Annotated in this window: 11 protein-coding genes; 9 read left to right on the plus strand and 2 right to left on the minus strand. The window is 36.7% G+C overall.

Annotation, left to right across the window (positions count from 1 at the left end):
* The first annotated feature begins 130 nt into the window (after positions 1–130).
* Complete coding sequence (locus tag ZA05_RS15470; protein WP_053992593.1) at positions 131–889, plus strand: hypothetical protein; 759 nt, start codon at positions 131–133, stop codon at positions 887–889.
* A gap of 2 nt (positions 890–891) precedes the next feature.
* On the opposite strand, the gene ZA05_RS15475 is transcribed toward ZA05_RS15470, so the two are convergent.
* The gene (locus tag ZA05_RS15475; protein WP_053992594.1) at positions 892–1800 is read right to left on the minus strand and encodes a bifunctional UDP-sugar hydrolase/5'-nucleotidase; all 909 of its coding nucleotides are present in this window, start codon (positions 1798–1800) and stop codon (positions 892–894) included.
* Positions 1801–1839: 39 nt separating this feature from the next.
* The gene (locus ZA05_RS15480; RefSeq protein WP_053992595.1) at positions 1840–2595 is read right to left on the minus strand and encodes a 5'-nucleotidase C-terminal domain-containing protein; all 756 of its coding nucleotides are present in this window, start codon (positions 2593–2595) and stop codon (positions 1840–1842) included.
* Positions 2596–2665: 70 nt separating this feature from the next.
* On the opposite strand from ZA05_RS15480, the gene ZA05_RS15485 reads away from it, so the two are divergent.
* The 8 genes from ZA05_RS15485 (at position 2666) to ZA05_RS15520 (ending at position 10044) form a co-directional block, all read left to right on the plus strand.
* Complete coding sequence (locus tag ZA05_RS15485; protein WP_053992596.1) at positions 2666–3187, plus strand: hypothetical protein; 522 nt, start codon at positions 2666–2668, stop codon at positions 3185–3187.
* Positions 3187–4065 carry a 4-hydroxy-tetrahydrodipicolinate synthase gene (gene dapA, locus ZA05_RS15490; protein ID WP_053992597.1) on the plus strand — a complete coding sequence of 293 codons (879 nt, stop codon included), beginning with the start codon at positions 3187–3189 and terminating at the stop codon, positions 4063–4065. The genes ZA05_RS15485 and dapA overlap by 1 nt, the downstream gene beginning before the upstream one ends.
* 123 nt (positions 4066–4188) lie before the next feature.
* Positions 4189–5004 carry an outer membrane protein assembly factor BamD gene (locus ZA05_RS15495; RefSeq protein ID WP_053992598.1) on the plus strand — a complete coding sequence of 272 codons (816 nt, stop codon included), beginning with the start codon at positions 4189–4191 and terminating at the stop codon, positions 5002–5004.
* 12 nt (positions 5005–5016) lie between these two features.
* Positions 5017–5346: a DNA-directed RNA polymerase subunit omega gene (locus ZA05_RS15500; RefSeq protein WP_053992599.1), complete on the plus strand. Its 330-nt coding sequence runs from the start codon at positions 5017–5019 to the stop codon at positions 5344–5346.
* An 8-nt stretch (positions 5347–5354) separates the two neighbouring features.
* Positions 5355–6563, plus strand: a complete 1209-nt coding sequence (coaBC, locus tag ZA05_RS15505; protein WP_053992600.1) for a bifunctional phosphopantothenoylcysteine decarboxylase/phosphopantothenate--cysteine ligase CoaBC — start codon at positions 5355–5357, stop codon at positions 6561–6563.
* A complete protein-coding gene (locus ZA05_RS15510; RefSeq protein ID WP_053992601.1) occupies positions 6556–7446 on the plus strand; it encodes a DUF4835 family protein in 891 nt (296 codons plus the stop codon). The genes coaBC and ZA05_RS15510 overlap by 8 nt, the downstream gene beginning before the upstream one ends.
* A gap of 54 nt (positions 7447–7500) precedes the next feature.
* A complete protein-coding gene (gene recN, locus ZA05_RS15515) occupies positions 7501–9153 on the plus strand; it encodes a DNA repair protein RecN (protein WP_053992602.1) in 1653 nt (550 codons plus the stop codon).
* A 72-nt stretch (positions 9154–9225) separates the two neighbouring features.
* Positions 9226–10044: an enoyl-ACP reductase gene (locus ZA05_RS15520; RefSeq protein WP_053977588.1), complete on the plus strand. Its 819-nt coding sequence runs from the start codon at positions 9226–9228 to the stop codon at positions 10042–10044.
* Positions 10045–10238: the final 194 nt, after the last annotated feature.

Consider the following 10238-nt stretch of genomic DNA (forward strand, 5'->3'; position numbering starts at 1 on the left):
TTGTAGGTTTGTGTTTTGATGATTTTTTATGCAATGCACTTTTTTATTGAAAATTCCATAAAATCGATTAAGTGCAAAAAAATACTGACAAAACACATATATTTGTATGACCTACTTATAAAATATAGTTATGGAATTTTGGCATAAAATGATGTCCAATAAGTCCTTGGTTATAGTGTTTTGTACGTTGTTTGCCCTGCAGGTACTTGCCGTAATGAAGGACGACCTAATGTTGGATAGGATAGCAAAAATTGTAGTGATTCCGGTTTTGTTCACCTTGTATTTCACCAAAATGAAATATATGGCTAACATTTTTCTTACCGTATTTCTGTGTTCCTTCTTAGGAGACGTTTTCACTGTATTTCACAAAAATGAACTCACGCATCAATTGGCTGAAATGGCTTATCTGGGAAGTTACCTTTTACTATTGGGTGTTTTGATTGGTCAATTTAGAAAAGTTCGGTTTGAAGGAGTTGTATCTGTTTACTTGGGACTTATCTTTATGTTCAATGCCTATCTTCTGTATGTTCTGTATGGGGCTGTTAAAGATAGCTTTGTAGATGATATGAGCCTATGGCTGTATGCGGGAAGAGGAATGGCTATTGTGCTTTTGGTCTTTTTGGCGTTTGCCTTGTATTTGAGTAGGGAAAGTAAACAGTCTATCATATTTTTAGTGACCGTGGCATGTTTTGCCTTTGGGGACGTGCTTAAGTACATTTGTGAGCTGTACGTGTATTTTTGGGTCTTTGAAATGCTTGCGATTGCACTGCATTCAGCGGCCTTGATATTTTTGCTGTCTTATGTGAGTAATCATCATAGAAAAGCGGTTAGGGACTCTGTTAATAATGAGTCTCTGCAATCTGCTTCTTCAGAACATGCTACGGTATAAAACTATACAATTATTGAAGTGCCATCGGCAGACTTATTGTTGAAACTGTCAAAATAAAAATCTATTCGGCCTAAATTGATGCCGTAACACCCTACTTGGTTTATCAGCATATTTTTGCCTTCAATATTTTTGATTACCGTTGGTTTTTTTAAGAAGGTGTGGGTGTGTCCTCCAATAATTAAGTCAATATCTTTTGTGGATTTGGCCAATTCAAGATCGCTAATTTTAGTACTTTTTCCGTAGTGATAACCTAAGTGGGAAAGGCAAATGATTAGATCACAGTGTTCATGGTCCTTAAGAATTCTGGTCATGTCTTGAGTGGTTTCTACAGGATCTATGTATACAGTTTCTTTATAAAGGTTTTTTTCAACAAGACCATGGAGTTCTATACCCAATCCGAATACACCAATTTTAATACCATCTTTAACAAACACTTTGTAGGGCTTGGTGTGCGTGTCCATTATCGTGTTTTTGAAATCGTAATTAGCAGACAGAAAGTCGAATTTTGCATGAGGTAGTTGGGCATATAACCCATCAATGCCATTGTCGAAATCGTGATTTCCAAGAGTGGCGGCATCGTATTGTAGCATACTCATCAATTTGAATTCCAATTCTCCTCCGTAATAGTTGAAATATGGAGTTCCTTGAAATATATCACCGGCATCGAAGAGTAGGGTGTTTGGGTTTTCTTTTTTAATGTTTTCTATCAAACTAGCCCTTCTCGCAACGCCTCCTTTATTGGGGTACTTGCCGTCTTCAGGGCTAAAAGGATCAATATGGCTATGGACATCGTTGGTGTGTAAAATGGTAATTTTTTTAGCATCTTCCTTAAAGGATTGCAATCCCAAGCCACCCAAACCAACCAAGGTAGTTGCAACTGCTGTTTGTTGTAAAAAATCTCTTCGTTTCATGAGTCTCTATGTTATTTTTTAAACGTGGATAAGGTGTGGTTATTCAATTTGTAGGTACCTGTCATCTCGGGAGGCTCTTATAGTGTCTGTTTTTATGAAATAATCCAATAAGGCATTTCTAACTTTGTAGTCCAAGCTGTAAACAGAATCGTTCGGTTGGAAAAAAATCATGTGGTCCCCTCCGTTGTATAGATAATTGTGAGTGAGTACATAATACGTTTTGTCGAAATCAATTGGCAGACCTTTAACAGTAGCCGAAATAATATTGAAATCTTTATCCACTATTACTTTTAATCCCGAAATGGGATGGGCCTTGCTGCTTGCCGTTAGGTATTTTAGAAGGTCCTTTATTTGCTCTCCTTTAATGGCGGCCACAACAATAGTATTTTCAAACGGCATCAGTTCATACGCAGTTTTAATGGTGATATTTCCTTTGGATAAAATAGAGCGAATACTGCCATGGTTCAGCATGACAAAGTCAATGTCCCTTCCTGTGCGTTTTTTGAAAATAGGGTTGGACTGTTCATAAATGGCATCAGCCATAAAGTTACCGAGAGCTGTATTAAAAGGGGCATCATCCCTTGTATATGTGCCCATAGAATATGATAAAATACTGTCCAAGCTTTTTTTAAGGTGTTCATGGTATGGCTTTATAAAACTATCTATCTCGGAATTAGACAGTAAACTATCGGTTATCGGAATCTGTTTTCCTTCAATTTTGTACAAGTGATTGGTTTGGTTACATGAGAAGAAGGCAAGCAGTGTTACAGCAAAAAGAAGATGTTTTGAATTCATTTAGATTCTTCGGAAAAGTTAACAAAACATGTAGTGACTTTTACTACATTTGCAAAAATTATAAAGATAAATGATTTTAAAGGCATTTAAGGAAAAATCATACCAAAATTACATCAATAAATTGTTAAATTCTAGGCATGTAGAGGCTAACAACAAAAAGATTGATACGGTTGGAGTGATTTTTAATTTAAATGAATTTTCTGATTTTGAGAACTTTCAAATATTCTTTGAGGATTTGGGAGTTAAGCAAAACAGATTGAAAATCATTGCCTTTGTAGCCGATGAAAAGTTGGCACCGGAAACTTATTGGGACGTTAATGTAACACCCAAGGATTTTGGGTGGAAAGGAGCCATAAAAAATAATGACTTAAAGGCATTTATCGATACGGATTTTGATGCTTTGATAAGTTATTATAAAGAAGACCGTATGGAACTCAATATCATCACCGCACAGTCGAAGGCACGGTTTAAAGTAGGACTTTCAGGAATAGATGACAGATTGTACGACTTGATTCTTGATGTGCACCCAAAGGAGTTTTCACTTTTTAAGAGAGAATTACATAAATATCTAACAGTACTAAATAAAATATAATGACTAAATTTTATGGGACGGGAGTGGCATTGATTACGCCATTTAATGAAGATTTGTCCGTAGATCACGAAGCGTTGAAAAACATTGTAAACTACAACGTAGAAAATGGAACCGATTATTTGGTAATAAGCGGGACAACAGGTGAAAGCGTGACTATTACAAAGGAAGAGAAAAAGGCCATCATTGCTACTATTGTAGAGACTAACAATGGAAGATTGCCATTGGTTTTAGGAATTGGAGGAAACAATACCGCCAATGTTATTGAAGAAATTAAATCTACAGATTTATCACAAATAGATGCCGTTCTTTCAGTATCACCATATTACAGCAAACCTACCCAAGAAGGTATTTACCAACATTTCAAAGCCATTTCTGAAGTTTGTCCAGTAGACATCATTTTGTACAACGTTCCAGGAAGAACGGCTTCAAACATGTTGCCAGAAACAACCTTGCGTTTGGCTAATGATTTTAAAAATATTGTTGCCGTAAAAGAAGCGGGTAACAACATGGGGCAATACTTGCGATTATTGAAAGATAAGCCGGAAGATTTCTTGATTATTTCGGGAGACGACGATTTAGCTCTTGGTGTTGTTTTGGCTGGTGGAGCAGGAGTGATTTCTGTAATCGGTCAAGGATTACCAAAACAATTTTCAAAAATGATCAAGCTTGGTTTGGAAGGTAAAGCCAAAGAAGCTTATGATATTCACTTTAAACTTATGGATATTGTTGGGTACATTTTTGCCGAGAACAATCCTGCAGGAATCAAGGCGGTATACCAAGCTTTAGGTCTTGCTAGTGATGCTGTACGTTTGCCGTTGGTGCCTGCAACTGAAGAGTTGAAGGAAAAAATTAAGGATTTTATCGCAAATTTGGGCTAAGCGGCCAAACGTTAAAGTTAACTTAAAGACTTAGTAGAAGAGTTTGCAACCGTTATTTTCGTGTGTAACTTTTGTTTTTATAATAAGTTATAAATAATTACTTTTGCATTCTGTTTACATTTTATGAAGAACATTTTTTATACATTTTTACTGGTACTTTCGCTATCCTCTTGTAGTGAATTTCAAAAAGCACTGAAGTCGGAAGATATTGCTGAAAAGTTTCGTGTAGGAACGGAGCTTTATGAGCAAGAAAAGTACGGTAAGGCAAACCGTTTATTTGCACAGATCATACCTCAATATAGAGGTAAACCTCAGGCAGAGAAGCTTACCTACATGTACGCTAAAACGTATTATGAAATGGGCGATTATCACTTGTCTGGTTACCAATTTGAACGGTTTGAAACAGCATACCCTAGAAGCGAAAAGGCAGAGGAGGCTTCGTTTCTTTCAGCCAGAAGCTACTATATGTTGTCGCCTGTTTACAGTAAGGAGCAGAAAGAAACGGTTCAAGCTTTGGACAAGCTACAAATCTTTTTAAGTAAATATCCAGATTCAGAATATTTACCAGAGGTAAACAAAATGGTAAAGGAATTGGATTATAAGTTGGAAAAGAAAGCTTTTGAAATAGCTAAGCAGTACAACCAGATTGCCTATTTTGATGCTTCAGATTATGAAGCGTCAATCAAGTCGTTTGATAATTTCTTATTGGAATATCCAGGAAGTACGTTTAGGGAAGAAGCAATGTACTACCGTTTGGATTCTGCCTACCGTTTGGCAATAAACAGTATGCAGTATAAAAAAGAGGCAAGACTTATGACAGCTCAAGGGTATTACAATTCATTTATCAAGTATTATTCGGATTCTAAATTTGCAGAGGAAGCCAATAGAATGAATGATGAATTGACCGCTGAATTAAATAAATTTGAAACAAAAAGTTAATTTATAAATACGATGGATTTAAAGAAAACCAATGCTCCTGTAAGTACAGTTACTTACGACAGAAATGAAGTAGATGCTCCAACGGGAAACATCTATGAGGCAATTTCTGTAATTTCTAAAAGAGCAGAGCAAATCAACACTGATATTCGTAGAGAGTTAGTAGACAAACTAGAAGAGTTTGCTACTTATAATGACAGCTTGGAGGAAATCTTTGAAAACAAAGAGCAGATTGAGGTTTCTAAGTTCTATGAAAAATTGCCAAAGCCTCATGCTTTAGCAGTTCAAGAGTGGCTTGACGATAAAATCTACTTCAGAAACACTGAGGAAGAAACTCAGGAATAAATAAAATAATGTCGGTATTAAGTGGCAAAAAGGTACTTCTAGGCATTACTGCTGGTATTGCCGCTTATAAAACGGCTAACCTAGTAAGGTTATTTATAAAAGCAGGCGCAGACGTAAAGGTCGTCATGACGCCTGCTTCTAAAGACTTCATTACACCTTTAACCCTTTCAACTTTATCCAAAAATCCTGTGTATTCATCATTTACCCATGATGAAGATGATGCTGTTTGGAATAATCATGTTGAATTGGGGCTTTGGGCAGATTTTGTACTTATTGCACCGGCTACGGCCAATACTATGGCCAAAATGGCCAATGGTGTTTGCGACAATTTACTCATGGCAACCTATCTGTCCGCCAAGTGTCCTGTGTATTTTGCGCCAGCAATGGATTTGGACATGTACAAACATCCTACTACCAGACGTTCTTTCGATTTGTTGAATAGCTTTGGAAACATTATGATTCCTGCTACCAGTGGTGAGCTTGCAAGTGGATTGGTAGGAGAGGGACGTATGGCAGAGCCGGAAGATATTGTAGATTTCATTGAAAGAGATATTTTGGAAGGTTTACCATTGAAAGGGAAAAAGATCCTTATTACAGCGGGGCCTACCTATGAGGCTATTGACCCTGTAAGATTCATTGGGAACCATTCCAGTGGGAAAATGGGCTTTGAAATTGCAAAATCGGCGGCCAATTTGGGCGCCGAGGTGATTTTAATTTCAGGTCCAACGCACGAAACGGTCAACCATCAATTTATAAAACTTATCAAAATTTTCAGTGCTGCAGAGATGTACACTGAAGTCCACAACTATTTTAAAGATGTGGATATTGCAATTTTATCTGCTGCAGTGGCCGATTATCGTCCAAAATATGTAGCCGATAAAAAAATAAAAAAGAAAGCCGATACGTTTAGTATAGAGTTGGAACGTACTCAAGATATTTTGGCATCTTTGGGAAAAATCAAAGAGAATCAATTTCTAGTTGGTTTTGCTTTGGAAACCCATAACGAGTTGGAACACGCCAAAGGCAAGTTGGAATCTAAGAATTTAGATGTCATAGTACTAAATTCCCTGAATGATGAAGGTGCAGGTTTTGGGGTTTCCACAAATAAAGTTACTTTTATTACCAATACAAACGAAGTCTTGAGTCAAGACTTGAAATCGAAGGCCGAAGTGGCAGGCGATTTAATGAACCTAATAATTAAACTACTCAATGCATAGAGTCTTTTTTGTAATTACTTTTGTTGCCTTTTTTGTGTCTGGCTATGCCCAGGAACTTAACTGTAATTTGGTGGTTAATGCGCAAAAAACAGGAAACGAAAACGTTCAGGTGTTTAGAACTTTGGAGCGACAATTAACAGAGTTTGTCAACAATACTACTTGGACTAACAAGGACTTTAAACCTCAGGAACGCATTAACTGTAGCATGATCATCACCATCGCAGATTATGATACCGATGTGTTTCAGGCTTCCATACAAGTACAATCATCAAGACCTGTATTCAATTCAACCTATAGCACGCCGGTTTACAATTTTAACGATAGAAACTTTACGTTTCAGTATTTGGAATTCCAAAATTTGGTGTTCAATCCAAATCAATACGAATCCAACTTGGTTTCGGTTTTGACCTATCATATCTACATGATTTTGGGGATGGATGCCGATACATTTCAACTTAATGGGGGCGACGAGTATTTTAAACAGGCACAAACCATTTTAAACTATTCACAACAGGAAAACTTTAAAGGATGGAAACTTGAAGATGGTACGCAATCCCGTTTTGTGTTGATCGATAACTTAATGTCTCCAACTTTTGAACAATTCAGGGAAGTAATGTACAATTACCACAGAAATGGCTTGGACGTGATGCATGAAAATCCTAAAAAAGGAAAGCAGGAGATTGCTACTGCCATTGGGACTTTGGAAAAGCTACATAACAAAAGGCCTAATTCCTTCTTGATGCGTGTGTTTTTCGATGCCAAGTCTGATGAGATTGAAGAAGTTTTCTCTGATGGACCAAATGTGAATATCACCAACGTGGTATCTTCTCTTAATAGAATTGCACCAACCTACGCCTCAAAATGGCGTAACATAAGTTATTGATCCTTTGTGGTCATACCCGATTTCAGTTGATAGTTTAATTTTAAACATTTCCGTTTGCTTACAAATCTTTCAATAAAAAACTATGCCCTGATTGATGAACTGAATGTGACATTCAATAACGGCTTATCTATAATTACCGGTGAAACCGGTGCGGGAAAGTCCATCCTTTTGGGAGGGCTTTCGTTGATTTTGGGAAAAAGAGCCGATTTGGGTAGTATAAAGGATGAATCCAAAAAATGTGTTATCGAGGCTACTTTCGATATCACCAATTATAATTTAAAGGGCCTTTTTAAATCGGAGGATTTAGATTTCGAGCCTCAAACTATTATTAGAAGGGAAATCTTGCCTTCTGGAAAATCTAGAGCATTTATAAATGATACCCCTGTAACTCTTGGAAACCTTCAGACTTTGGGAGTGTATCTATTGGATATCCATTCGCAACACCAAACGCTTCAGTTAACGGATGATTCATTTCAATTTCAAGTCATAGATGCTTTGGCCAAAAATCAAGAGGTGATTCTTGAGTATGGCAAGAAGCTGAAAGCATATAAAGGTGTTCAACGTGAGTTGAATGATTTAAACCAACAAAAAATTGAGGTTGCTAAAGAGTTGGACTACAATTTATTTTTGTTGGAAGAGTTGGAAAAGGCCAATTTGGTAGACGGTGAAATGGAGGCTTTGGAAGAAGAGTATGAAACCCTTAACAATATTGAGGAAATCAGTGAGCGTTTAGGAAGTTCGCATGGTTTGTTGAGTGATGAAACTGTTGGGGTAATTCCAAGTTTGACAGAAATTAAAAACCAATTGTCTAAGTTGTCTTCTTATTCCAAAAGCTATGAATCGTTGTTTGAAAGAGTCAATAGCACGGTCATTGAACTCGATGATGTTTTTGTTGAAATAGAACGCTTACAAGATCAATTGGAGGCAGATCCAGAAAGATTGGGCGTGGTGAATACCAAGTTGCAGTTGATTCATAACTTGATGCAAAAGCATGTGGTTGAAAATGTAGGAGAATTGATTGCCATAAGGGATGATTTAAAGGAAAAGGTGAATATTACCCAAAATTTGGATGAGGTGATTTCTAAAAAGGAGCAAGAACAGAAAGCTATCGAAAAGGATTTAAATGAAATAGCTCTTAATATCCATAAAAGCAGAAATACGGCAATTCCCGAACTTCAAAAACAATTGGAAAAGCTGTTGTCAGTTTTGGGAATGCCAAATGCAAGATTCCAAATAGGACTTGAATTGTCCAAACAGTTTTATAATAACGGTAAGGATAATTTGCAGTTTTTGTTTTCGGCAAACAAAGGTGGACAATTTAACGAACTTAAAAAGGCGGCTTCGGGAGGAGAGCTTTCCCGAATTATGTTGGCGATTAAGTCTATTTTGAGTAAGTATCAGCAATTGCCAACCATTATGTTTGATGAGATAGACACAGGGGTTTCTGGAGAAATATCAGATAAAATGGGAGTGCTTATGCAAGAAATGAGTAAAACCATGCAGGTGTTTACTATTACACATTTACCTCAAGTAGCCGCCAAGGGAGATGCACATTATAAGGTGTTTAAAACCGATATTGATGAGGTAACCCAAACACAATTAAAACGATTGACACATGATGAACGTATTGTGGAGATCGCACAAATGTTAGGAGGCATAGATGTATCCAATTCAGCATTGGAACATGCAAAACAATTATTGAATTAGAGGAAATTCTCATTTTAATAGTATCTTTGCCCCACAAAACCAAAAACAACAATTGACTAAATAATAAATACCATGTCATATAATTTATTAAAAGGAAAACGAGGGATTATTTTTGGAGCATTGGATGAGAATTCAATTGCTTGGAAAACCGCAGAGCGTGTTCACGAAGAAGGAGGAACCTTTGTGTTGACCAATGCACCTATTGCAATGCGCATGGGACAAATTAAAGAGTTGGCTGAAAAAACAGGTTCTGAAATTATTCCTGCCGATGCCACCAATTTAGAGGATCTAGAAAATCTAGTAGCCAAGTCAATGGAAATCTTGGGAGGTAAAATTGATTTCGTATTGCACTCGATTGGTATGTCGGTTAACGTGCGTAAAGGAAACCACTATACAAACCAAAACTACGATTTCACACATAAAGGATGGGATGTATCTGCAGTATCTTTTCATAAAGTGATGCAAGTACTTTATAAAAATGATGCCATGAGTGAGTGGGGAAGTATTGTAGCCCTTTCTTATATGGCAGCACAGCGCGTGTTCCCAGATTATAACGATATGGCCGACAACAAAGCGTATTTAGAAAGTATTGCTAGAAGCTTTGGTTATTTCTTCGGAAAAGACAAAAAGGTTAGAGTAAACACTATTTCACAATCTCCAACACCTACTACTGCAGGACAAGGCGTAAAAGGATTTGACGGATTTATCGCCTATGCTGATAAAATGTCGCCACTAGGAAATGCAACCGCTCTAGATTGTGCCAACTATACTGTGGCTATGTTTAGTGATTTAACACGTCGTGTGACCTTACAAAATTTATACAACGATGGAGGCTTTAGTAACATGGGTGTGAGTGCTGAAGTTATGGAAGCTTTTGTGAAAGAACAATAAAAAAATAATTATAATTTGAAAAAAGGCGCTTAAAAGCGCCTTTTTTTGTGTTTAGTTTTTTAGGTTCTAAATTGCATATTTTCTGTTTTTGAAGATTTATTTAAATAATTCAAGTTTTTACTTGTTAAATATTATTAAAAAAGTAAGAATATTGCTAATAAAATGTGTTTTATCGTAAGTAACTGATAGTATTG

Source organism: Mangrovimonas sp. TPBH4 (assembly GCF_001280505.1).
Classification (GTDB): Bacteria; Bacteroidota; Bacteroidia; order Flavobacteriales; family Flavobacteriaceae; genus Mangrovimonas_A.

Bases quoted from the DNA above. Each gene is read 5' to 3' on its own strand.
- ZA05_RS15470 (WP_053992593.1), top strand. From the start codon at position 131: ATGGAATTTTGGCATAAAATGATGTCCAATAAGTCCTTGGTTATAGTG.
- ZA05_RS15475 (WP_053992594.1), bottom strand. From the start codon at position 1,800: ATGAAACGAAGAGATTTTTTACAACAAACAGCAGTTGCAACTACCTTG.
- ZA05_RS15480 (WP_053992595.1), bottom strand. From the start codon at position 2,595: ATGAATTCAAAACATCTTCTTTTTGCTGTAACACTGCTTGCCTTCTTC.
- ZA05_RS15485 (WP_053992596.1), top strand. From the start codon at position 2,666: ATGATTTTAAAGGCATTTAAGGAAAAATCATACCAAAATTACATCAAT.
- dapA (WP_053992597.1), top strand. From the start codon at position 3,187: ATGACTAAATTTTATGGGACGGGAGTGGCATTGATTACGCCATTTAAT.
- ZA05_RS15495 (WP_053992598.1), top strand. From the start codon at position 4,189: ATGAAGAACATTTTTTATACATTTTTACTGGTACTTTCGCTATCCTCT.
- ZA05_RS15500 (WP_053992599.1), top strand. From the start codon at position 5,017: ATGGATTTAAAGAAAACCAATGCTCCTGTAAGTACAGTTACTTACGAC.
- coaBC (WP_053992600.1), top strand. From the start codon at position 5,355: ATGTCGGTATTAAGTGGCAAAAAGGTACTTCTAGGCATTACTGCTGGT.
- ZA05_RS15510 (WP_053992601.1), top strand. From the start codon at position 6,556: ATGCATAGAGTCTTTTTTGTAATTACTTTTGTTGCCTTTTTTGTGTCT.
- ZA05_RS15520 (WP_053977588.1), top strand. From the start codon at position 9,226: ATGTCATATAATTTATTAAAAGGAAAACGAGGGATTATTTTTGGAGCA.